This window comes from Mycolicibacterium parafortuitum (assembly GCF_010725485.1).
Lineage (GTDB): Bacteria > Actinomycetota > Actinomycetes > Mycobacteriales > Mycobacteriaceae > Mycobacterium.
Window position 1 is genome coordinate 2,653,081 of record NZ_AP022598.1, and the last position, 22,861, is coordinate 2,675,941.

Genomic DNA, 22,861 nt, shown 5'->3' on the forward strand with positions numbered 1-22,861 from the left:
GGGTTTGTGGTTTCTGGGGCCGGCGAGCAGCCGGCCGTCAGGCCGCGTGGTCTTCGGGTGGTGCGGGTCCGCCGGGTTCGCCGGGGTTGTTGGGCGGTTGCACGGTGTCCGGCTCGGCGTCACGGATTGGCGGGCGGTTGTCGGGTTCGGCGGCCGGACTGTCGTTTTCGGGTTCCTCGGGTGGGCGCAGGAGTCGTTCGGGGCGGTGGTAGGTGTTGACTCGGGTTTGTCCGGTGTCGAGGTGTTCGGGTGGGAGCCATTCGACTTCGCCGCGGGTGTTGATGCGGGTGGTCCAGGCGGTGGGGTCGTCGGGGTTGACGCTGCGGTTGTCGGGTCCGCAGGCCAGGCCGAGGTCGTTGATGTTGGTGTTGCCGCCGCGGGCCCAGTCGGTGACGACGTGGTGGACTTGGCTGCCGTAGGCGCCGATGGTGCAGCATGGTTTGGTGCAGCCGCCGTCGCGGGCGATCAACATGATCCGCTGCTCAGGTGACGCGATGCGTTTGGTGCGGAACAAATCCAGCGCTGCCCCGGTGGCTTTGTCGAACACCGCCAAGTAGTGATTGGCATGCCCGCCCATCCGGATCACGTCCTTGATCGGCATCCTGGTGCCGCCACCGGTGACACCGATCCCGGCGCGGGATTCCAGGTCTTGCAGCGTGGTGCGGATGATGATCGACACCGGCAGCCCGTTGAGTGTGCCCAACTCGCCGCTCATCAGGGCGATGCGTCCGACGGCGATCAGCGCGTCGTGCTGGCGCTGGGCCAGGCTGCGCTGATCGTTGTCGATTTGGGCTTGTGACGGTGTGCCCGAGGTGCAGGGCTCGGGATCGGCGGGGTTGCACATGCCGGGTGCGGCGTATTTGGCGAAGATCACTTCGAGCACCGCCCAGGCTTCCGGCGTCAAGGTGGCGGTGAGGTCGACCATCCCGTCGGGGCGCTGCTGGTGTTTGGTGACCCCGCGCTGGCGGGCGCGTTCGGTGTCGTCGGGTTCGGGGCCGTCCTGATCCAACAGAAACAGGATCAGCTCGGCGGCGTCTTTCACTTCTTTGGGGCCGGCGCCGACGGCGGTGCGGACCAGGTCGACCTCGAATTGTTCGCGGGTGGGGGCGTCGACCCAGGACGGGAGTTTGGCCACGGATTTGCGGATGACCTCGACGTGTTCGGGGTTGATCAGTCCGCGTTCTTGGGCGATCGCGGTGGCCGGCAGCAGCGGCGGTAGCGCCGGTCCGGTCACCGAGGGTCGCGGCGCCAACAGGCAAGCTTCGGTCAGGCGCCGATTCGCCTCGGTGACCGATAGCCGCCACCGGATCCGCAACACGTCTTTCCAGGTTTTGGCGCCCATCTCGCGGGCGCTGGTCTCGGTCTGTAGCCGCGCCAGCAGCCGGTGCCCCAGCCCGGGCAGTTGGCAGCTCAGACTCTCCAACTCGTCCATCGTCTCGAGGAGTTCGTCGCGGGTCAGCAGGTCGAGATCGCAGGCCGCCACGGTGTCGAACGCGGCGCGCAGCGCGGTGACCGCGTCCTGCAGGCCCGTCATAGACATGACTCGAACATACATTCGACCACCGACAAGTTCGGGTCGACGCGGCTACGTCCGCCCTACCGGCCTTCGATCGACACCGGCATGTGCCGGACGCCGCTGTGCTTGTTGCTGCGCACGTACTCGATCGGCCCCGTGACCGTCACCCGACGCACCCGGTCAAGCAGCACGTCGAAGATCACCCGCATCTCCATGCGGGCCAGCGACGCGCCCAGGCAGAAGTGCGTTCCCCGGCCGAATGCCAAGTGCGGGTTCGGATTACGCGATACGTCGAACGAGTACGGATCGGCGAAGACGGTTTCGTCGCGGTTCGCGGACGCCCACCACAGGCTGACCTTGTCGCCGGCCTTGATCCGCCGGCCGTGCATCTCGACGTCCCGGGTCGCGGTGCGCCGGTTGTAGGGCGTGGAGGACGCCCACCGCAGGATCTCCTCCACCGCCGTCGGCAACAGCGTTCGGTCCTGCCGAATCCGTTCCCACACTTGCGGTTTTTCGCTCAGTGCGGACATGCCGATCGCGATCGAGTTACGGGTCGTCTCACTGCCCGCCGCGATGATCAGGCTCAGGAACATGCGCTGCTCGTTCTCACTCAACGGTTTCCCGTCGATCAGCGCGTGGGTCACGATCGACAACAGTTCGTCGGTCGGCGGCTCCCGGCGCTTGCGCTCCAGCAGTGCCGTGCCGTAAGTGAACATCTGGGCCTGCGCCTGCGCCGCCCGGTCGCTGATCTCCCCGATCTCGCGTTCCTCGTAGTCGAGCGTCACGTTCGCCCAATTCATCAGCTCGTGCCGATCCTCCTGCGGCACACCGGCCAACTCGGCGACAGCCTGCAGCGGCAGTTCGGCGGCGACGTCGATCAGGAAATCGCACTGCCCCTTGGCCACTGCCGCGTCGACGATGTCGACGGCGCGGCGCCGCAGGTCGGCCTCGATGGCCTGCAGCGCCCGCGGCGTCGTGCTCGGCGTGAGTAACCGGCGGAACTGTGCGTGCCGCGGGTCGTCCATCATGTTGAGCAGCGCGCCGACGGCGAACCCCGTCGGCATGTCCTCCAGCGTGGTTCCGCCGCCCTCGCGGTCACCGCCGGACTCCGACGAGAACGTCTCGCTGTCCGCGGCCGCGGCGACGATGTCGGCGTGCCTGCTCAGCACCCAGAACCCTTCGCCGCCCGGGGTGTGTTCGGTCGGCGGATGCCACCACAGCGGCGCGTCGCGACGCAGGACGTCGAACACCTCGAAAGGAAACCCCGAGGTGAACCGGTCCAGGTCGGTCAGGTCGACATGCTCGGTAACACGGCCCACGTTCGGCATGGTCAGACCATACGTGGCGGAAACGTCAGAACGGACTGCTGTTCGACTGTGTCTTGGCGTCCTCGGGGCGAGGTCCGTACTTGCGGATGTAGTCGTCGTGCATCTTCGCGTCCTTCTTGCGCTGGATCACGTCGACGAGATTCGGGTCGAGGCCGTGCTTGGCCAGCCGGTGCCGGCGCCAGACCTTGTTGAGCGCCAACGCCATCAGCAACGCCCAGACGTAGATGGGCGCCGTCATCTCCAGGCGCATGTAGATCGGCGCGGGAAGCAGCCACAGCGGCGCCAGGATCAGCAGCGGCGGAATCGAGTACCGGATCATGTGCCTGCGGATCGCGCCCTGGCCGGCGAGATCCTCGGCGACCCAACGATTCATCGATTTCGGCAGCCGCTTGCCATAGCAGTACGCCAGGTACTGCCAGAAGCTCGGTTTGTCGGTGCCTGTGGGTTCTTCGATCGCCATGGATGCTCCTCCGGGTTGGGAAATTCAGGACTGCAGCGCGCCGCGCACGGCGGCGGCGTTGAGGCGGGTCAGGACTTCGTGGGCGCGCTCGAGCTCGGCGAGGCTCATCCCGAGCCGCGCGACGACCTTCTCCGGAATCTCCAGCGCGCGTTCACGCAGCGCGAGCCCCTTGTCCGTGAGCGTCACATCGGTGGACCGCTCGTCCGCGGCGTTGCGGGCCCGCGAGATCAGGCCGAGTGCTTCCAGGCGCTTCAGCATCGGAGACAGCGTGGCCGAATCCATCTGCAGGGTGGAGGCGATCTTCTTGACCGACAACGAGGTCGACGGGGCAGTCTTCTGGTGGTCCCACAGCACGAGCATCACCAGGTATTTCGGATGCGTGAGCCCCAGCGGCTCCAGCAAGGGCCGGTAGAGCGCGAGCACGGCCCGGTTGGTGGCAGCCAACGCGAAGCAGACCTGCCGTTCCAGGGCAAGCGGATCGACGTCCTCCGCGGTGAGGGTCATGAGATCGATAGTGCCCTAACGATTAGGGCACTAGCAATGTCGGTTGCGTCACCGACCGCCGATCGTCACCCCTGCGGCGCGCTCCATCGGCTTCACCACCGACGTGAAATCCGACGTCGGACCTTCTTCGTCCTGGGTGGCCTGCCAGATCTGGGCTACGGACTCGGCCAGCGCGACCGGGGTATCCAGGGCCTGCGCCTCGGCCAGGTAGAGCAGCACATCCTTGGTCATCAGCCCGGTGGCGAAGCCGTAGTCGAACGTGCGAGGCAGCACCGCCCGCGGGAACTTGTCGCGACTCGCGTGCGTGCCGCCCGAGCCCGTGTTCAGCACGTCGACCATGACCTGCGGATCGAGGCCGGCCTTGGCGCCCATCACCACCGCCTCGGCCGTCACGGCCAGCGCGGTCGCGGCGATCATGTTGTTGATCAGCTTCATGGTCTGCGCCGCACCGGGGGTCTCGGAGACGAACGTGACCCGTCCGAGCGTGGGCCACACCGACGCCAGCGCGTCGAATTCCGGGCGGGGCCCGGACACCATCACCGCGAGCGTGCCCGCTTCGGCGCCGTGCACACCGCCGCTGACCGGGCTGTCCAGGGCGGCTATCCCACGTGCCCGCAGGGCATCGCAATTGTGTTGCGCCGCTTGTTGTCCCACGGTGGACAGGTCGATGAATCGACGCACCCGCCGCCCGTCGGCGACCTCGCCCGCGACGACGTTGGACACCTGCGGGGTCGGCAGGCTCGCGAACACCGACTCGGCGCGGTCGGCCACCTCCCGTGCCGACGCGGCGGCCTCGGCGCCCAACTGCGCGGCGCGCGCCACCGCGTCAGGATCGGTGTCGAACACCGTGACCCGGTGACCCGCCGCGACCAGCCGGCTCATCATCGGGAAACCCATGTTGCCCAGGCCGACGAACCCCAACGTCACGGCTGCGGGCCGTCGACTTCGGCGAAGGTCGTCCGCGCGATCCGGAAACTGTCCACGGCTGCGGGGATTCCGGCGTACACCCCGACCTGGAGGAAGATCTCGCGGATCTCGTCGCGTGTCACCCCGTTGCGCAGGGCACCCTTGATATGAGTTGCCAACTCCTGCGGCCGGTTCAGCGTCGCGATCATCGCGAGGGTGATCATGCTGCGTGATTTCGGCGGTAGCCCGTCGCGTCCCCACACCGCGCCCCAGCAGTACTCGGTGACGAGATCCTGCAGCGGCTGGGAGAATTCGTCGGCGTTGGCGACCGCGCGTTCGACGTACTCCGCGCCGAGTACCCGTGTCCGGATCTCCCGGCCGCGTTCATGGGTCTGCGGGTCCATGAGGTTCTCCGGTCTCAGGCCGGCGGGGGAGTGCCGATGAGCACCGCGCTGAGCCGGCAGCCGTCGGGCCCGGCGCGCCACGCGTGGTCGACACCGGCCAGCACGACCAGGTCGCCCTGGTCGAGGTGGTGGGCGCCGTCGTCGAGGATGAGTTCGACACTGCCGGACAGCACGGTTTCCAGGTCGAGGGTGTCGGTGTGGTGCATCGGGGTCTCGGAACCCGGACCGAGCTCGACCACCATCCACCGCGCCAGCCCGGGCGCGATGCCCTGGTCGATCAGCGGCGCGCTGCCCTGCGGGCGGGCCGGCGGCGGACTCGCGGTGGTGGCGAACGGGATACCCATCGCAAAGCCGGGCGCCAGCTCGTCGAGTGCGAGCTCGTCCTGACTCACGACGCAGGATCTGCCGTCGGCGTCCACTCCGGTGATCAACGTCCGCACGCTCGCTCGCTTTCCTCTCCGATCACGACGCGGCCGTGCCCGGCCAGATGCCGTGATGGTGACATTGGTTGCCCCCGTTACGTTTCGCACGGTACATCGCCGAATCAGCGGTTTCGATGAGGTGATCGACAACGGTGTCGATGTCGCCTTCGGTCGCCATGTCGATAACGGCGACAGCCGTTCCGACGCTGGCGGTGACGGGCACGTCCAGGTCCGCGATCGCATCGCAGACCTCTTGGTAGCTCTGCTGCGAATGATCCGCCGGGGTCACGTCGGCGATCAGGAACTCCTCGCCGCCGGCGCGGGCGATGACGGCGCTCGGCGCGGTGCCCGCCCTCAACGCCTGGGCCACGGCGATCAGTGCCTGATCCCCGGCCGCGTGACCGAGAGCGTCGTTGAGGGCCTTGAAGTCGTCGAGGTCGACCATCGCGATGCTCAGGTACCGTCCCGGACCGCCGCGGCTGAGCAGGTTCAGGGTGTGTCTGCGGAATGCCCGCCGGTTCAGCAGACCGGTCAACGGGTCGTGATCGGCGTCGGCCTGTGCGAGCACCAGATCACCGCGCAACGCCCGCAGCAGTCCGTGGATCGCCACCGGCATCGCGATGTTGGCCTGCACGATCATGAAGAAGTCGACGGCGGCCAGCGCCGCGCGGCCCTCGAGGGCCATCTGCACGGCCTGGGCGAACGCCACGGTGGACGCGATCGCGACGAACGTCAGCACCGACTTCGTGGAATGGAAGAACGCGAGGTAGGCGCCGATCGTCGTGAACGCGATGCAGCCCAGCAGGGCGGCGAGTGGATCGGGATACGCCAGACACGCGAACGTGATCGACGTCGTCGTCACCGCCGCGAACGCCGCGGACTGTCGCCGCGTCGGCCACCGCCGCGCCCACAGCGCCGCGGACACCAGCCCACCGCCGACCGCCGTCCACATCATCGCCTTCTGGAGTCCGCCGGTCGGACCACCGGCAGACGTGAGCAGCAGTAGCACCGACGCCGTCATCAACAGGGCGAGCGTGACGATGAAGGCGCGGACGTACCGTGCGACGGAACGGGCTTTGAGGAAGCCGCTGAACCAGTCGTAGTGATCCGCGTATCGATACATCACACACCATCTCGTCGCCGTTGACTGCCGCTATCCAAGCAGGGCATCGGCGGTTTCCCGCAATCGGCCTCCGACGGCGGTGTTGCCGCATCCTTGCCCGACTTTCCCGCGCGCCCGTAGCCTCGTAAGCGTGTCCGGCGTGACCGATGTCCGAGCCGACGACCTCGCGGTGCTGGCCGTCTTCGACGGGATCCCGTCAGAGGCCCTCGCGCCGCTGGCCGCCCAGTTGCGGCCGCTCGACGCCGCCCCCGGCCAGGTGCTGATGCAGCAGGGTGAGCTTGCCGTGTCGTTCCTGTTGGTCGGGTCCGGGCGTGCCGAGGTGACCCACACCGGTGACGACGGCCACGACACCGTCGTCACGCTCGAACCGGGGCTGATCGTCGGGGAGATCGCACTCCTGCGCGATGCGCCGCGCACCGCCACCGTCGTCGCGACCGAACCGCTGAGCGGATGGGTCGGCGGGCGGGAAGCATTCGCGACCATGCTCGAGATCCCGGGCATGATGGCCAAACTGGTGCGCATCGCGCGGCAGCGCCTCGCGGCGTTCATCACCCCGATCCCGGTACAGGTGCGTGACGGCACCGTGCTGTATCTGCGGCCGGTGCTGCCCGGAGACATCGAACGCACCAGCAGCGGTCAGGTCGAGTTCTCCGACGAGACGCTCTACCGGCGCTTCCAATCGGTGCGCTCGCCGACGCGGGCGTTGATGGCGTACCTGTTCGAGGTCGACTACCAGGACCACTTCGTGTTCGTGCTGACCGACGGCATCGACGGGCCGGTGGTCGCCGACGTCCGGTTCGTCCGCGAGGTCGACGATCCGACCGTGGCCGAAGTCGCGTTCATCGTCGCCGACGAGTACCAACGACGCGGCCTGGGCACCTTGCTGATGGCGGCGATCTCGGTCGCCGCGAGCTGGGACGGGGTGCAGCGGTTCACAGCGCGGGTGCTCAGCGACAACTTCGCGATGCGCGCGATCCTCGACCGGTTCGGCGCGAAGTGGCATCGCGACGACCTCGGAGTGGTCGTCACCGAGATTCCCGTCCCGAAAGTCGAGGACCTGACGATCAGCCGCGAGCTCGCCTACCAGATCCGCGGCGTGGCGCGCCAGGTGATCCGGGCGGTCGGTTGATGCCCGACGGCGCCTCGCGCAAGCCGCCGCTGAGCAAGGACACCCGGCTGTGCATCTCGCTGTCGGGCCGCCCCAGCAACATCGGCACCCGGTTCCACAACCACCTCTACGACGTGCTCGGCCTCGACTACATCTACAAGGCGTTCACCACCACCGACATCGCCGCGGCGATCGGCGGCGTGCGGGCGCTGGGGATCCGCGGCTGCTCGGTGTCGATGCCGTTCAAGGAGGACGTGCTCACGCTGGTCGACGAGATCGAGCCGTCCGCGCAGGCGATCCGGTCGGTCAACACCATCGTCAACGACGTATCGGTGCCGGGCGGGCGGCTCACCGCCTCCAACACCGACTACCTCGCGGTCCGGCAACTGATCAGCGACAACCGGCTGGATCCCGACAGTGCGGTGCTGATCCGTGGCAGCGGCGGCATGGCCAAAGCCGTCGGCCGCGCCTTCGTCGACGCGGGTTTCCACACCGGCATCGTCGTGGCACGCAACGTCGAGTCCGGGACCGCGCTGGCCGACACGCTCGGCTATCAATACCTGCCCGAGCTCGGTTCGGCGACAGCGGCCGTCATCGTCAACGTCACCCCGATCGGGATGGCCGGCGGACCGCACGAGCATGACGTCGCGTTCACCGAGACGACGATCGCGGCCGCCGACACGGTCTTCGACGTCGTCGCGATCCCGTCGGAGACGCCGCTGATCCGCGCGGCGCGTGCCGCGGGCGTACCGGTCATCACCGGAGCCGAGGTGATCGCACTGCAGGCCGCCGAGCAGTTCGTGCGATACACCGGGGTATTGCCGAGCCGCGAACAGATCGAGGAGGCGTCGGCGATCTCTAGGGCGTGATCGTGGTCTGCTCGTCGATGGCCGCTGTCGCCTCCATCAACTGGATCGCCAGATCCTCGGGGCCCTCGGCGGTCAGCTTCAGCATCAAGACGCCGCCGTCGGTCGGGATCACCGCGGTCTTCTCGGCGATCAGCCAGTCGGGCCCGCCGTCTTCCTTTTTGTAGAACCCGCCGATCTGTGTCGCGTCGTAGCCGCCGAGGGTGCCCTGCTGCCCGGACGTGGCGCCCTGGAAGCCCGGCAGTGCCAGGGTGGACTTCGGGGCGTACTCGAGGATCTTGGCCGGATCGACGTTGCCGGTCAGCTTGGTGACGAACGCGACGATGGTCGCCGGCGCGGGGGCCGGCGGATCGCCGGTGAACATGATGCCGTCGAACGCGTCCTCCGGAGCGGAGTCACCGATCGCGACCCATCCCGGCGGGAAGGGCAGCGTGACCGTCGGCGCGCCCGGATCGCCTTGGCGCATCGGGGTCGCCTCGATGCCGTTTTCGGCGATGTACTGCTCGACCGTGATGTCGGCACCTGCAGCGGGGGTCTGCGGCGCAGGCGCTTCAGAGGTGCTGCTGACGGTCGTCTCCGCCGTCGCCGACGTCTCGTCGGCCGGGGTCGCGTCGCCTGCGGTCTCCGACCCGCAGCCGGTCAGTCCGATTCCGGCCGCGAGTGCGATCGCGGCGAGGCCGGCCCGGTTGGCGAAGGTCACGTCGTCTCCTGTTCGTCGGGGCGCAAAGGCGGATTTCGGGTCAAGGCTAGCGAATTCGCCGGGAGGGCCCACACCGCCTGAGCGGACACGGCCCGTGCGCGTGATATCAACAGCGCGTGAGGCTGATCGCCGTGTGTGCCCTGGCTCTGATGGCCGCGGCATGTGCCGAGCCGGCCACGCCGCCCCAGGCGCCGGTGCCCGAACCGCCGGCCACGCACACCGTCAACCCGGCCCGCATCGACCGGGCTCGCGATGCGATGCCCGACGGTTACGAGGTCACCGGGTACGCCGGGGCGCCGGTGCCGTTCGGGGCGTGGGGTTTTCGCGATTCGGCGCAGGCCGACCCGATGCAGTGCGCGGCGCTGGGGGCTCCGTCGGTCGATGCCGAGACGGCCCGCGGCTGGTCGGCGTCGGGGCCGGGCGGGATCGTCTACGCCGTGGTCGCCGAGGCGATGCCCCCGCAGGGACCCGACCCCGCCGTGCTCGACGAATGCCGACAGTGGACCGTGACGTCCGGACACACCAGCGGCACGGTCACCGCGCAACCGGGCCCGGGCATCGATGCCGCGCAAACCGTCGCGATGCGCACCACATTGACCACGATCGTCGAGGGTGGCACCGAGACGCACACCCATGCGGACACCGCAGTGGCCTACCTCGGGACGTACCTGTGCTTCGTCGTGGTGGTCACCGATCCCGGGTCGCCGCACCCCACGCTCGGCGCCGAGTTCGCCTCGGATCTGCTCGCCGAAACGGTGTCCACGCTGCGGGGCTGAACGGTGCGGCGCCGGTACATTGGCGGCGATGTCGAACGCCCCGAAGTACCTCACCTGCACGGCGGCCGTGGTGGCCGGGTTGCTGACGGCGTGTCAGAGCGCGCCGCAGCAGGACCTGTCGAAGGCCGACATCGCCCGGGTGGCCGAGGTGAAATCCAGCTTCGGCCCGTCCTACACCGTGAGCACCGTCGGTCCGGCGGCCGTCGATCCGCAGTTCCTGACCGCCCAGAAGCTGCCGGCCGGGTTGACGTTCGATCCGGCCGAATGCGGTAAAGCGGCCGCGGAGAACACCGTGCCCGAGGGCGTCAAGGGCAACATGGCCGCGACGACCGCCGAGGGCGAGGGCGTGCGCTACATCGTGATCGCGCTGGAGACCTCCGAGGCGGTACCGGTGAACACCCCCGGCGACCAGTGCGGCAAGGTCACCTTCACCGGCGCCGGGATCAGAGGCCTGGTCGAGGGCGCCGAAGCCCCACAGATCGACGGGGTGCGGACCATCGGGACACACCGGGTGCTGCAGACCGTGACCGCGGAGGGCCCGCGCACCGGCGAGCTCTACAACTACGTCGCCAAGTTCGGCAACTTCATCGTGATCGTCACGGCCAACCCGCTCGCCGTACCGGACAAACCGCCCGCCCGCATCGACACCGAGCGGGCCCGCGACCTCGTCACCCAGGCCGTCGACCTGGTGCGCGGGTAGCCCTCAGCGCACACCCTGCGGGCGGAACTGGATGCTGATCCGGGGGCCGGTCGGCCTGGTCGTCTTCGGCACCGCGTGTTCCCAGGTGCGCTGGCACGAGCCGCCCATCACCAGCAGATCCCCATGGCAGTGCCGCAGCCGCAGCGACGGCCCGCCGCCGCGCGGGCGCAGCGCGAACACCCTGGTGGCTCCGAGCCCGAGGATGGCGACCATGGTGTCCTCGGTGCGGCTGCGCCCGATGTTGTCGCCGTGCCAGGCGACGCTGTCGTTCCCGTCGCGGTACAGGCAGAGCCCCGCTGTGACGAACGGCTCGCCGAGTTCACCGGCGTAGGCGTCGTTGAGGCGGCGGCGGAGTTGTTTGAGCCGCGGATGCGGGGCATCGGCGTCGACCAGGTTGTGGAAGCTGATCAGGCGGGGCACGTCGAGGACCCGGTCGTACATCTGCCGTCGTTCGGCGCGCCACGGGATCTGGTCGCGGAGTTCGGCGAACAGCGTGTCGTCGGGGGAACCGTCCTGGGACAACCATCCGGAGCGGACTTCCAGCCACGCGCCGTTGCCGAGATCGCGGCGGTCGGACTGCTCGAAAAGCGAGCTTTGCAGAGCTGGCTCCATACCGCGCAGTCTATCGCACAGGCGTTCGAATTCTCAGAGGCGAACGGGGCCGGGTCCCTCATCGGCGAGAACGTCCCCGGGGTTGGCCAGCGCGCAGATCTTCAGGCTCAGGCAGCCGCAGCCGATACAGCCGGCCAGATTGTCGCGCAGCCGCTGCAGGTGCAGGATCCGCTGGTCGATGTCCTCGCGCCAGCCCGCCGACAACCGGGCCCAATCCTTGCTGGTCGGCACCCGGTCGGTCGGCAGTGTCGCGAGCGCGTCGCGGATCCGTGCCAGCGGGATCCCGAGTCGTTGCGACATCCGGATGAACGCGACGCGGCGCAACGTCTCGCGGGCGTAGCGGCGCTGGTTGCCGCTCGTGCGCCGGCTGGTGATGAGGCCCTCGCGCTCGTAGAAGTGCAACGCCGACACCGCCACCCCGCTCCGCTCGGCCATCTCGCCGGGCGTCAGCTCGTGGGGCCATTCCATGACCTCAACCCTAGTTGCGGTTACGGTGCTCTTGTGACGGATGCGGCGCTGGGATGCAATTCGGAGGTCGGCAGGCTTCGCGTGGTCATCCTGCACCGCCCCGGACCCGAGCTGCAGCGGCTCACCCCGCGCAACAACGACACCCTGTTGTTCGACGGATTGCCGTGGGTGGCGCGCGCGCAGCAGGAGCACGACGCGTTCGCCGAACTGCTGCGGTCGCGCGGCGTCGAGGTGCTGCTGCTCGGCGACCTGCTGACCGAGGCACTGGCCAAGAGCGGGGCGGCCCGCATGCAGGGCATCTCTGCCGCGGTGGACTCGCGGCGCCTCGGAGTGCCGCTGGCGCAGGAGCTCGCCGCATACCTGCGCACCCTGGACGCGCCCGCGCTGGCCCGAATTCTGATGGCCGGCATGACCTTCGACGAGCTGCCGTTCGGTGAGAACGAGCTGTCGCTGGTGCGCCGCATGCACCACGGCGGAGACTTCGTGATCGACCCGCTGCCGAACCTGCTGTTCACTCGGGACTCGTCGTTCTGGATCGGGCCTCGCGTGGCGATCACGTCGCTGTCGATGCACGCCCGGATCCGGGAGACGTCGCTGACCGACCTGATCTATGCGCACCATCCGCGGTTCCTCGGGGTGCGGCGGGCCTACGAGTCGCGGTCCGCGCCGATCGAGGGCGGGGACGTGCTGCTGCTGGCCCCGGGCGTGGTCGCCGTCGGGGTGGGAGAGCGCACCACTCCGGCCGGTGCGGAAGCGTTGGCGCGCAGCCTGTTCGACGACGGTCTCGCGCACACCGTGCTGGCCGTGCCGATCGCGCAGGAGCGGGCCCAGATGCACCTCGACACCGTGTGCACGATGGTCGACACCGATGCGGTGGTGATGTATCCGAACATCGTCGATTCGTTGACCGCGTTCACGATTCGCAGCGAGTCGGGCGGGGTGAAGATCGACCGGGCGGCGCCGTTCGTCGACGCCGCGGCCGACGCGATGGGCATCGGGAAGCTGCGCGTCATCGACACCGGGCTCGATCCCGTCACCGCCGAGCGGGAGCAGTGGGACGACGGCAACAACACCCTGGCGCTGGCCCCGGGCGTCGTCGTCGCCTACGAGCGCAACACCGAAACCAATGCCCGCCTTGCCGACTCGGGGATCGAGGTGCTGCCGATCGCGGCGTCCGAATTGGGCACCGGCCGCGGCGGCCCACGCTGTATGTCGTGCCCGGCCGGCCGCGACCCGCTCTAGTTTCGCCGAACTGGGATTCCCGGCTGTGGATTCGCCCGTTCACACGACCATGGCGCCGGGCTCGCGTTCGGCCCATGCGCGACGGACCCGGTCGATCACGTCGTAGGGCCGGTCCTCCGCGATCACCTTGACATGTCGCCAGCCGCGGTCCCTGATCATCCGCAGCCGCCGTTCGTCCCAGACGTACTGTCGGCGCTCGGTGCGGTGGTGATCGCCGTCGTATTCGACGGCGATACCGGCGTCCTCCCAGCCCATGTCGAGGAATGCGAACGGGGCTCCGTAGTCGTCGCATACCGGGATCTGTGTTGCGGGACGGGGGAAACCCGCGTCGATGAGCAGCAGCCGAAGACGGGTCTCCTTCGGGGACTGGGCGCCGCCGTCCATCAGGTCGAGGGCGGTCCGCAGCCGCCTGATGTGGCGGGCGCCCTTGTACCTGTCGGCTATCGGGGAGACCCATTCTGCGCGAAGCCCCGTCGCGTTGGACAGAGCGTCGAGACACACGACGGCCTCGTTGCGGGGCAGGTGACGGCCGAGGTCGTAGGCGCACCGCTGAACCGTCGCAACGGCCATGCCGTCGATCGGGTAGACGTCGTCGTAGAGAAAGTGGTCGTCGCGGGCGATGATCCCCGGGGGCGTGTCGTAGGACTTCCAGATGAGTTCGACCGGCACGTCGTCGCCGATCCACTTCACGCCGTGCAGGGCAGCGGCGGCGCGGCCGGTGATGACACCGCGTTCGCGCGACCACAGCCATGCGCCGACGGTCCGGTGATACAGCGAGCGCGGAGCGTCCCGCAGGATGTGGACGTCGGGGAAGAGCCGCTCGTAGTGCCATCGCAGCTCGCCGCGGGTGATCGTGCCTTCCTTGATCTCCTGGCTGCCCAGGATCACCGGTCGCATGTGTTCGATCGTCACCCAGTTCGGCGTGCCCTCGGCGAGCCTCGTGTGAGGGTTGTGGATAACCGCGAAATCACGACCGGGAATCCCAGTTCGGCGAAAAGCCCGCTAGCGCCAGGACGGCAGCCAGATCTGCATGTTCCACGTGTGCTGCGAGATCGGCAGCCCGGTCAGGATCGGGTAGAGCCATGCGAAGTTCGTGATGACCACCGCGACGTAGATGCACACCACCAGCAGGCCCAGCGTGCGCCGCTCGGCGTTGCGTGTGGGTTTGTACAGGATGTCGCCGAGGATCATCGCGATGATCATCACCAGGAACGGGGCCATCGTCGCCGCGTAGAAGAAGTACATCTGCCGGTCGATGTCGGCGAACCAGGGCAGGAAGCCCGCGCTGTAGCCGACCAGCAGCACCGCGTAGCGCCAGTCGCGCTTCACGAACGCCCGCCACACCGCCCATGCCAGGATCGGCACCGCGAGGAACCACATCGCCGGTGTGCCGACCAGCATCACGGCCTTCACGCACGACTGGGCGCCGCAGCCCGACACGTTGTCGGTGTCGATTGCGTACAGCACCGGCCGCAGCGACATCGGCCACGTCCAGGGTTTGGACTCCCACGGGTGGTGGTTGCCGTCGGCGTTGGTCAGCCCGGAATGGAACCGGTACGCGGCGTAGGTGTAGTGCCACAGCGACCGCAGCGCGTCCGGGATCGGCAGCGCGCTGTCCGGGCCGATGGACCGGCCCACCTCGTGGCGGTTGACGCCCGTCTCGGATGCGAACCACGGGGTGTAGGACGCGAGGTACACCCCGAACGGGATCAGCACCAGCGCATACAGCGACGGACCGACGTCGCGCCGCAGCGCCCCGAGCCAGGGCCGCGGCACCCGGTACTGCTTGCGCGCGGCGACGGTGAACCCGACCGTCATGAGGCCGAAGAACAGCACGAAGTACAGCCCGGACCACTTCGTCGCACACGCCAGCCCGAGCAGCACCCCGGCGCCGAACCGCCACCAGCGCACCCCGAGCCGCGGACCCCACGGCGTCTCGGCGATGCGCCCTTCCAGGAACGCGATGTGCATGCGCTCACGGATCTGGTCACGGTCGACCATCAGGGCGCCGAACGCCGCGACGACGAACACGGTGAGGAACCCGTCCAGCAGCGCGGTGCGCGCGGTGACGAAGCTGACGCCGTCGGCGATCAGCAGCAGACCGGCGAGACCACCGATCAGGGTGGAGCGGCTGATGCGCCGCGCGATCCGCACCACCAGGAGCACGAGGACCACTCCGCACACGGCGCCGGAGAACCGCCAGCCGAGCCCGTTGTAGCCGAAGACCGCCTCGCCGATCGCGATGAGTTGTTTCCCGACGGGCGGGTGCACCACCAGCCCGTAGCCAGGGTTGTCCTCCAGGCCCTTGTTGTGGACCATCTGCCAGGCCTGCGGCGCGTAGTGCTTCTCGTCGAAGATCGGGGTGCCCGCATCGGTCGGCGAGCCCAGGTTCAGGAACCGGGTCACTGCGGCCAGTGCGGTGATCACGGCGGTCATCGCCCAGCCCTGGAGCCGGTCGAGGGGGCCGAAGTCGGCGACGGGTACGACCGGGCCGGGGCTGATGACGGGGACCGAGCGCCCGCTTCTGTGGAGTTCCTCGGTCGGGGCGGTCACGCATGCGATCGTAGGCTGTGTGACATGACGGCCGGACGACTGCTCGTGGGCGCCACGCCGCTGGGACAGCCGTCGGACGCGTCGGCGCGGCTGATCCGGGCGCTGGGCAGTGCCGACGTGATCGCCGCGGAGGACACCCGCCGGATCCGCACCTTGGCGACAGCGCTCGAGGTGAAGCCGGCGGGCCGGATCGTGAGCCTCTACGACCAGAACGAGTCGTCCCGGGTGCCCGCGCTGCTCGACGACATCCGCAGCGGGGCGACAGTGCTGCTGGTCAGCGACGCCGGGATGCCGCTGATCAGCGATCCCGGCTACCGGCTGGTGGCGGCCTGCGCGGAGAACGACCTGACGGTGCAGTGCCTGCCCGGCCCGTCCGCGGTCACCACGGCGCTCGCGGTGGCGGGCCTGCCGTCGGAGCGGTTCTGCTTCGAGGGGTTCGCACCGCGCAAGCAGTCCGCGCGCAACTCGTGGCTGCAGACCTTGCGAGCCGAACCGCGCACCTGTGTGTTCTTCGAGTCACCGCGCCGGCTGGCCGAGACGCTGCGCGACGCCGTCGACGTGCTCGGCCCGCAGCGCCGGGCCGTGGTGTGCCGGGAGCTGACCAAGACGCACGAGGAGATCGTGCGCGGGACGCTCGGGGAGCTCGCCGAGTGGGCCGCCGACGGTGTGCTGGGGGAGATCACCGTGGTGCTGGCCGGCGCGACACCGTCGGCGGATCCCGAGGAAATGGTCGCCGAGGCGCTGCGGCTGGTCGACGACGGGATGCGGGTCAAGGACGCGTGCGCACAGGTCGTCGCCGCGCATCCCGGCGGTCCGTCGCGGCGCGAGCTCTACGACGCGGTGCTACGTGCGCGTGAGTGAGCCGACACCATGGCCGATGATCGGCGTGGCCTTGTGCAGGCACTCGTCCCACTCGCGCTCCGGATCCGAATCGGCGGTGATACCGCCGCCGACGCCGAGCACCGCGGTGCCGTCCGGGGTGAACTCGACCGTGCGGATCGCGACGTTCAGCTCGCAGCCGGCCCACGGTGACGCGAGCCCCACTGTGCCGCAGTAGATCCCGCGCCTATGCGGTTCCCACGAGACCAGCAGCTCGCGGGCGCGCTGCTTCGGGGTGCCGGTGACCGAGGCCGGCGGGAACGTCGCGTCGAGCAGGTCGGCCATCGGCAACTCGGCGGGGACCCGCGCGGTCACCGTGGACACCAGATGCCACACCCCGGGCGCCGGCCGGACCGCCAGCAGTTCGGGCACCGCGACCGATCCGGTGCGCGCGACCCGGCCCAGATCGTTGCGCACCAGGTCGACGATCATGATGTTCTCCGCGACGTCCTTGACCGACGCCCGCAGCGCCGCCGGATCGGCGTGCCGCGGCAGGGTGCCCTTGATCGGGCTGGACGTGACGGATTCCCCGCACCGGCGCAGGAACAGCTCTGGCGACAGCGACGCCACCGCACCCCAATCGCCCGCGAGATACGCCGCCCGGGCCGGTGTGGTCCGGCCCGCCGCCTCGGTGAAGAAATCGAGCGGGGCTCCGTCGAGCACGCCACGGAACTGTGTGCACACACACGCCTGGTACACCTCGCCGGCGGCGATCGCGTCGAGACATTCCCGCACCCCCCGTTGATGCTCGGTGTGATCGGCGGCCTCCCACACCACGGCCGCGCGCCGACGCCCGGCGGGGGAGTGCACGGCGTCGGTGACCCAACCGGGAAGTGTTGCTCCGGTGAGGCTTTCGTACCACCAGCCGCCGTCGCGGTCACAGCGCAACACCGAATCCGACCAGCCGCCCGCCGCGACGGGGATCCGCGGGCCGAGCCCGTCGGCGCCGGCGTCGGGGTAGGACAGGTATCCGAACCAGCCGCCACCCACCGGCCCGTCGCAGCGGTTTCCCGGTGTCACGCCGAAAACCGTCTCGGGTGCGACGGCCGACACGCTCACCGTGGGAGCGATCACCGCGCGGGAGCCGAACCAGTCACCGATCAGCGCGGCGGGCGGCGCGATCCCGAGTCGCTCCGTCGCGGCCCCGAGCGCACGCAGCACCGACGGGGCGTCGCCCAGATCGCCGAGCCGCTCGATGCGCACGGCTCATTATCGGCTGATCCGGCGCGGCACCATCACCCCCGTCAGCTTCTCCGGGTTGCGCATCGCGTAGAAGTTCGTGATCCGGCCGTCGGCCACCTCGAACGTGACCACGCCCTCCAGCACGTCGCCCGTATAGAGCACCAGCGCGGGCGCGCTGTTGTAGACCGCGGGCTCGACCCGGCCCTCGCCACCGGCGAGCCGGACGAAGCCCAGGATCAGCCGGGCCACCTTGTCGGCACCTTCCACCGGCCGCCGGGCCGCGCTGACCTTGCCGTCGCTGTCGGCGATCCACACCACGTCGGGCGCCAGCATCTCCAGCAGTCCGTCCATGTCACCGGTGGCCGCGGCGGCAAAGAACTTCATGGTGATCTCGCTCGACACCTTCGGGTCGACCGGCTCGTAGCGTTTGCGCCGCGACTGCACGTGCTCGCGGGCCCGGTGCGCCATCTGCCGGACCGCCGCTGCCGACTTGCCGAGCGCCTCGGCGATCTCGTCGTGCCCGAAGCCGAACACCTCCCGCAGCACGAACACCGCCCGCTCGTCGGGGCTCAGCGTCTCCAGCACCACCAGCATCGCCATCGACACCGACTCGGCGAGCACCACGTCCGCCGACGGATCCTGCTGGGTCAGAAGCGGTTCCGGCAGCCACGGGCCCACATAGTCCTCGCGTCTGCGGGATTGGGCGCGCAGGGCGTTGAGCGACTGCCGGGTGACGAGCTGGGCCAGGTAGGCCTTGGTGTCGGTGACCGCCGCAAGGTCCACCTCGGCCCAGCGCAGGTAGCTCTCCTGCAGCACGTCGTCGGATTCGGTTGCGCTGCCCAGGATCTCGTAGGCGATCGTGAACAGCAGCGGGCGCAGAAGCGTGAACCGATCGGCGTGTTCGTCTCCCGGCGTCACGCTCACCGGACCGGCACCTCCGGTGAGGTCGCGATCAGCTCGGAGCGGTCGGGGCCCTTCAACGACCGGTACGTACCGGGCTTACGTGCCTCGGCGGCAAGCCATTTGACCGTGAACCGGCACACCTGCTCCTTGACGAAGGCACCGGTGCGCCCTCCGATGTAGAGGTTGCGCGGGGTGTCGTCCTTGTGCTGGATCTGCACGGTGCCCGCGCCGCGGCCGAGGCTGATGCACTGCCCGGACATCGGCACCGTCGCGTCGGCGACCGCGGTGCCCGCGATCCGCGCCAGCACCGTGCCCGCAGCCTGGGCGCCGAGCGGCAGCCCGGCCTGGCAGCTCATCCGGTACGGGTGACCCGACGGGGCCGCCGCGTCCCCGGCCGCGACGATGCGGTCGTCGTCGACGCTGGTCAGTGTCTCGTCGGTGATCAGCCGGCCCAGTGCGTCGCTGGTCAGTCCGCTGGCCGCGGCCAGCCCCGGCACGCCGAACCCGGCCGTCCACACCGTCACCGCGCTGGGCAGGGTGCGCCCGTCGTCGAGGACGACGTGGTCGGGGCCGACGGCGCGCACCCCGGCGGCCACGGTGGTGACACCGAGCTTGCGCAGCCGCTTGGTCACCGACCGGCGCCCGGCAACGCTGAGTGACGGTCCGACCACCGGGGTGACGAGCGTGACCGAGCGGCCCGCTTCGGCGAACTCGGCCGCGGCCTCGATCCCGGTCAGCCCGCCGCCGACGACCACCAGCGGGGCCGGCGCCGCGAGGTCGGCCAGCCGCTCCCGCAGCCGCGTAGCCTGCTCCAATTCGCTGAGCGGGTAGGCGAATTCGGCGGCCCCGGGCACGCTCGCCGGCACGTCGCCGGTGCTGCCGACCGCATAGACCAGGTAGTCGTAGTCCAGGGCGGAACCGGAGGCCAGCGCGAGGCGCCGGGCCGCGGCGTCGATACGTTCGGCGCTGTCGAGCACCAGGCGCACGCGGACGTTGAGCACGGTGCCGAAGTCCTGGACGGCGACCGTGCTGTCCGGGTCGTCGGCTGCCGCCAGTTGGTGCAGCCGGATCCGCTCGACGAACTGGGGGCGCGGGTTGACCAGGGCCACGTCCACGTCCTCGCGGGAGCAGAGTCGGTTGGCGGCCATCACGCCTGCGTATCCGCCGCCGATGACGACGATCCGGGTGGGCTGTGCGCTCATGGTGTCTCCTTTCGAGGGGCTTGTGCCCTCAAGACACCGCGCGGTGTCCGGATGTGACACCTACGCCGGATGTGTGACGCAGATTACTCGATCTTGATCAGACCAGTCCGAGGGCGAGCATCGCGTCCGCGACCCGGATGAAGCCGGCGATGTTGGCGCCCGCGACGTAATTGCCCGGCTGGCCGTACTCGTCGGCGGTCGCCAGACAACGGTGGTGGATACGGCGCATGATCTCGGCCAGCCGCGCCTCGGTGTCGGAGAACGTCCACGAGTCACGTGACGCGTTCTGCTGCATCTCCAGCGCGCTGGTCGCGACCCCGCCGGCGTTGACGGCCTTCCCCGGTGCGAACGTGACCCCGGCGTCCTCGAAGTACTTCACCGCTTCCGGGGTGCACGGCATGTTGGCGCCCTCGGCGACGATCTGACAGCCGGACTCGATCAGGTGTCTGGCGTCGGTGCCGGACACCTCGTTCTGGGTGGCGCAGGGCAGCGCGATGTCGCACTCCACCTCCCACACCGAGCGGTTGGCCACCAGCTGGGACGACCCGCGGGCTTCGGCGTATTCGGCGAGCCGGGCGCGGCGTTTCTCCTTGATCTCCTTGAGCAGATCGAGGTCGATGCCGGCGGGATCGTGGACGAAGCCGGTGGAGTCCGAACAGGCGATCACCGTGCCGCCGAGCGCACTCACCTTCTCGATGGCGTAGATCGCGACGTTCCCCGAGCCGGAGACCACGACCTTCTTCCCGTCGAACGACTGCCCGCGTGAGCGCAGGATCTCGTCGACGAAGAACACCGTGCCGTACCCGGTGGCCTCGGTGCGCACCTGCGATCCACCCCACGTGATGCCCTTGCCGGTGAACACGCCGGACTCGTAGCGGTTGGTGATCCGCTTGTACTGCCCGAACATGTAACCGATCTCGCGCATCCCGACGCCGATGTCGCCGGCCGGCACATCGGTGTATTCACCGAGGTGCCGGTACAACTCGGTCATGAAGGACTGGCAGAACCGCATCACCTCGCCGTCGGAGCGGCCTTTCGGATCGAAATCCGATCCGCCTTTGCCGCCGCCGATCGGCAAGCCGGTCAGCGAGTTCTTGAAGATCTGCTCGAAGCCCAGGAATTTGATGATGCCGAGGTAGACCGACGGGTGGAAGCGCAGCCCGCCTTTGAACGGCCCGAGCGCCGAATTGAACTCGACCCGGAACCCGCGATTGACCTGGACGTCGCCGGAGTCGTCGAGCCACGGCACCCGGAAGATGATCTGCCGCTCGGGTTCGCACAGCCGCCGGATGACGGCGCGGTCGACGTAGTCGGGATGCTTGTCGACCACCGGGCCGAGGCTGTTGAGCACCTCGTAGACGGCCTGGTGGAACTCGTCCTCGCCGGGGTTGCGCCGCGCCACCTCGTCGTAGATGTCGTGCAGTTTGGTGTGTAACTCAGTCATTTCCGATCAATCCACCTGGTAGCGAGGGAACACTCCGGACGGTGCGGGCAGCGAGGTGCCCGGCGCCAGCCGCGTCGCGATCGCGGTGAAGGCCCGCTGTTCTTCGGGTTGGCCGAGCAGATCCAGAAGCTTGGCCATCGTCTCGGGCATCACGGGCTGGCTGAGCAGCGCGGCGATGCGCACCACCTCCAGCGTCGTGTAGAGCACCGTGGCGAAGCGTTGCGGATCGGATTTGCGCAGCACCCATGGTTCCTGCGCCGAGAAGTAGCGGTTGGCCGCGCCGAGCACCGACCAGATCGCCTCCAGCGCCAGATGCATCGCCTGGCGGTCGTAGTGCTCGCGCACCCGCTCCAGCAGCGCGTCGGCGGCGGCGAGCATCTCGGAATCCTCGGCGCTGAACTCACCGGGTTCGGGCACCACCCCGTCGAGGTTCTTGGCCACCATGGACAGCGAGCGCTGCGCCAGATTGCCGAACTCGTTGGCCAGGTCGGCGTTGATGCGGCCGATGATGCCGTCCTCGCTGTAGCTGCCGTCCTGGCCGAACGGCACCTCGCGCAGCAGGAAATAGCGCACGGCGTCGACGCCGAATTCTTCGACCAGCGCGATGGGGTCGACGACGTTGCCCACCGACTTACTGATCTTCTCGCCCTTGACGTTGATGAAGCCGTGGGCGAACACCCGTCGGGGAAGCTCGAGTCCGGCTGACATCAGGAACGCCGGCCAGTACACGGTGTGGAATCGGATGATGTCCTTGCCGATGACGTGCAGGTCGGCGGGCCAGTACTTCCGGAAGTCCGGCGACGAGACGTCAGGGAAGCCGGCGCCGGTGAGGTAGTTGGTCAGCGCGTCCACCCAGACGTACATGACGTGATCGGGATGTCCCGGTACCGGCACGCCCCAGTCGAACGTGGTGCGCGAGATGGACAGATCGCGCAGTCCGCCGGAGACGAAGCTGACGACCTCGTTGCGCCGCACGTCGGGACCGATGAAATCGGGGTTCGCCTCGTAGTGGGCGAGCAGCCGGTCGGTGTATGCCGAGAGCCGGAAGAAGTACGTCTGCTCCTCGGTCCAGGTCAGCGGCGTGCCGGTCTCGATCGAGTACTTCTCGCCGTCGCGCGTCTCGATCTCGTCGTCGCTGTAGAAGCGTTCGTCGCGCACCGAGTACCACCCGGAGTACGTGTCGAGGTAGATGTCGCCGGCGGCGTCCATCCGCTTCCAGATCTCTGCCGACGCGGCGAAGTGGTCGGCGTCGGAGGTCCTGATGAAGCGGTCGAAGGAGCTTCCGAGCCTGCGCTGCATCGCCTCGAACGCGTCGGAGTTGCGCACCGCGAGTTCGGCGGTCGGGATGCCTTCGCGTTCCGCGGTCTGCGCCATCTTCAGTCCGTGCACGTCGGTGCCGGTCAGGAATCGAACGTCGTAGCCGTCGAGGCGCTTGAACCGGGCGATCGCGTCGGCGGCGACCTTCTCGTAGGCGTGCCCGATGTGGGGCGCGCCGTTGGGGTAGTCGATCGCCGTGGTGATGTAGTAAGGCTCGCTCATTTCAGGGTCAACCCTAGAGTGTGT

24 protein-coding genes are annotated in these 22,861 nt (G+C 69.0%); 6 read left to right on the plus strand and 18 right to left on the minus strand.

What is annotated here, in order from left to right:
• Positions 1-37: 37 nt before the first annotated feature.
• The 8 genes from NTM_RS12710 to NTM_RS12745 are packed head-to-tail and all read right to left on the minus strand — an operon-like array spanning position 38 to position 6,663.
• Positions 38-1,555 carry an HNH endonuclease signature motif containing protein gene (locus NTM_RS12710; protein ID WP_163766482.1) on the minus strand — a complete coding sequence of 506 codons (1,518 nt, stop codon included), beginning with the start codon at positions 1,553-1,555 and terminating at the stop codon, positions 38-40.
• Between the two features lie 41 nt (positions 1,556-1,596).
• The gene (locus tag NTM_RS12715) at positions 1,597-2,844 is read right to left on the minus strand and encodes a cytochrome P450 (RefSeq protein ID WP_163766483.1); all 1,248 of its coding nucleotides are present in this window, start codon (positions 2,842-2,844) and stop codon (positions 1,597-1,599) included.
• 25 nt (positions 2,845-2,869) lie between these two features.
• The gene (locus NTM_RS12720; protein ID WP_163766484.1) at positions 2,870-3,304 is read right to left on the minus strand and encodes a DUF5313 domain-containing protein; all 435 of its coding nucleotides are present in this window, start codon (positions 3,302-3,304) and stop codon (positions 2,870-2,872) included.
• A 24-nt stretch (positions 3,305-3,328) separates the two neighbouring features.
• The gene (locus NTM_RS12725) at positions 3,329-3,808 is read right to left on the minus strand and encodes a MarR family winged helix-turn-helix transcriptional regulator (RefSeq protein WP_104864158.1); all 480 of its coding nucleotides are present in this window, start codon (positions 3,806-3,808) and stop codon (positions 3,329-3,331) included.
• Positions 3,809-3,856: 48 nt separating this feature from the next.
• Positions 3,857-4,735 carry an NAD(P)-dependent oxidoreductase gene (locus NTM_RS12730; protein WP_104864157.1) on the minus strand — a complete coding sequence of 293 codons (879 nt, stop codon included), beginning with the start codon at positions 4,733-4,735 and terminating at the stop codon, positions 3,857-3,859.
• A complete protein-coding gene (locus NTM_RS12735) occupies positions 4,732-5,118 on the minus strand; it encodes a carboxymuconolactone decarboxylase family protein (protein ID WP_163766485.1) in 387 nt (128 codons plus the stop codon). The genes NTM_RS12730 and NTM_RS12735 overlap by 4 nt, the downstream gene beginning before the upstream one ends.
• Positions 5,119-5,132: 14 nt before the next feature.
• On the minus strand, positions 5,133-5,558 hold the full coding sequence (locus NTM_RS12740; protein ID WP_163766486.1) for a cupin domain-containing protein: 426 nt from the start codon (positions 5,556-5,558) through the stop codon (positions 5,133-5,135).
• 22 nt (positions 5,559-5,580) lie between these two features.
• Positions 5,581-6,663, minus strand: coding sequence for a GGDEF domain-containing protein (locus NTM_RS12745; protein WP_104864154.1), 1,083 nt, complete (start codon positions 6,661-6,663; stop codon positions 5,581-5,583).
• Between the two features lie 130 nt (positions 6,664-6,793).
• Between NTM_RS12745 and pat the strand changes: the two genes are divergently transcribed.
• Positions 6,794-7,792 carry an acetyltransferase Pat gene (pat, locus tag NTM_RS12750; protein ID WP_104864153.1) on the plus strand — a complete coding sequence of 333 codons (999 nt, stop codon included), beginning with the start codon at positions 6,794-6,796 and terminating at the stop codon, positions 7,790-7,792.
• Positions 7,792-8,640 carry a shikimate 5-dehydrogenase gene (locus tag NTM_RS12755; RefSeq protein WP_104864152.1) on the plus strand — a complete coding sequence of 283 codons (849 nt, stop codon included), beginning with the start codon at positions 7,792-7,794 and terminating at the stop codon, positions 8,638-8,640. Before pat ends, NTM_RS12755 begins: the two co-directional genes overlap by 1 nt.
• Here NTM_RS12755 and NTM_RS12760 read toward each other — a convergent pair.
• Positions 8,630-9,337 (minus strand): LpqN/LpqT family lipoprotein, encoded by a 708-nt coding sequence (locus tag NTM_RS12760; RefSeq protein WP_104864151.1) that lies wholly within the window; start codon positions 9,335-9,337, stop codon positions 8,630-8,632. The genes NTM_RS12755 and NTM_RS12760 overlap by 11 nt on opposite strands.
• 116 nt (positions 9,338-9,453) lie before the next feature.
• Between NTM_RS12760 and NTM_RS12765 the strand changes: the two genes are divergently transcribed.
• Together NTM_RS12765 and NTM_RS12770 are read left to right on the plus strand one after the other, a co-directional pair.
• Entirely contained in the window at positions 9,454-10,113 is a 660-nt protein-coding gene (locus NTM_RS12765) for a DUF5642 family protein (protein ID WP_179963928.1), read from the plus strand.
• A gap of 28 nt (positions 10,114-10,141) precedes the next feature.
• A complete protein-coding gene (locus tag NTM_RS12770) occupies positions 10,142-10,813 on the plus strand; it encodes a DUF5642 family protein (protein WP_163766487.1) in 672 nt (223 codons plus the stop codon).
• Between the two features lie 3 nt (positions 10,814-10,816).
• On the opposite strand, the gene NTM_RS12775 is transcribed toward NTM_RS12770, so the two are convergent.
• Both NTM_RS12775 and soxR read right to left on the minus strand, forming a co-directional pair.
• Entirely contained in the window at positions 10,817-11,425 is a 609-nt protein-coding gene (locus tag NTM_RS12775) for an alpha-ketoglutarate-dependent dioxygenase AlkB (RefSeq protein ID WP_104864149.1), read from the minus strand.
• A gap of 33 nt (positions 11,426-11,458) precedes the next feature.
• Positions 11,459-11,893, minus strand: a complete 435-nt coding sequence (soxR, locus tag NTM_RS12780; protein WP_163766488.1) for a redox-sensitive transcriptional activator SoxR — start codon at positions 11,891-11,893, stop codon at positions 11,459-11,461.
• 33 nt (positions 11,894-11,926) lie between these two features.
• Between soxR and arcA the strand changes: the two genes are divergently transcribed.
• Complete coding sequence (gene arcA, locus NTM_RS12785) at positions 11,927-13,135, plus strand: arginine deiminase (RefSeq protein ID WP_163766489.1); 1,209 nt, start codon at positions 11,927-11,929, stop codon at positions 13,133-13,135.
• Positions 13,136-13,174: 39 nt separating this feature from the next.
• Here arcA and NTM_RS12790 read toward each other — a convergent pair whose 3' ends face one another.
• Positions 13,175-14,032 (minus strand): putative endonuclease domain-containing protein, encoded by an 858-nt coding sequence (locus NTM_RS12790; RefSeq protein WP_163766490.1) that lies wholly within the window; start codon positions 14,030-14,032, stop codon positions 13,175-13,177.
• A gap of 105 nt (positions 14,033-14,137) precedes the next feature.
• Positions 14,138-15,688: a dolichyl-phosphate-mannose--protein mannosyltransferase gene (locus NTM_RS12795; protein WP_163766491.1), complete on the minus strand. Its 1,551-nt coding sequence runs from the start codon at positions 15,686-15,688 to the stop codon at positions 14,138-14,140.
• 24 nt (positions 15,689-15,712) lie between these two features.
• Here NTM_RS12795 and rsmI point away from each other — a divergent pair, with 24 nt between their 5' ends.
• Positions 15,713-16,549 carry a 16S rRNA (cytidine(1402)-2'-O)-methyltransferase gene (gene rsmI / locus NTM_RS12800; RefSeq protein WP_163766492.1) on the plus strand — a complete coding sequence of 279 codons (837 nt, stop codon included), beginning with the start codon at positions 15,713-15,715 and terminating at the stop codon, positions 16,547-16,549.
• On the opposite strand, the gene NTM_RS12805 is transcribed toward rsmI, so the two are convergent.
• The 5 genes from NTM_RS12805 to metG all read right to left on the minus strand — a co-directional run bounded on the left by NTM_RS12805 (position 16,532) and on the right by metG (position 22,837).
• On the minus strand, positions 16,532-17,770 hold the full coding sequence (locus NTM_RS12805) for an aminodeoxychorismate synthase component I (RefSeq protein WP_163766493.1): 1,239 nt from the start codon (positions 17,768-17,770) through the stop codon (positions 16,532-16,534). The two genes, rsmI and NTM_RS12805, sit on opposite strands and share 18 nt — an antisense overlap.
• A 6-nt stretch (positions 17,771-17,776) precedes the next feature.
• The gene (locus NTM_RS12810; protein ID WP_163766494.1) at positions 17,777-18,673 is read right to left on the minus strand and encodes an RNA polymerase sigma-70 factor; all 897 of its coding nucleotides are present in this window, start codon (positions 18,671-18,673) and stop codon (positions 17,777-17,779) included.
• Positions 18,670-19,854 carry an NAD(P)/FAD-dependent oxidoreductase gene (locus NTM_RS12815; protein WP_163766495.1) on the minus strand — a complete coding sequence of 395 codons (1,185 nt, stop codon included), beginning with the start codon at positions 19,852-19,854 and terminating at the stop codon, positions 18,670-18,672. The genes NTM_RS12810 and NTM_RS12815 overlap by 4 nt, the downstream gene beginning before the upstream one ends.
• 97 nt (positions 19,855-19,951) lie before the next feature.
• Positions 19,952-21,298 carry an NADP-specific glutamate dehydrogenase gene (gdhA, locus tag NTM_RS12820; protein WP_163766496.1) on the minus strand — a complete coding sequence of 449 codons (1,347 nt, stop codon included), beginning with the start codon at positions 21,296-21,298 and terminating at the stop codon, positions 19,952-19,954.
• A 6-nt stretch (positions 21,299-21,304) separates the two neighbouring features.
• Complete coding sequence (metG, locus tag NTM_RS12825; protein WP_163766497.1) at positions 21,305-22,837, minus strand: methionine--tRNA ligase; 1,533 nt, start codon at positions 22,835-22,837, stop codon at positions 21,305-21,307.
• Between the last annotated feature and the right edge of the window lie 24 nt (positions 22,838-22,861).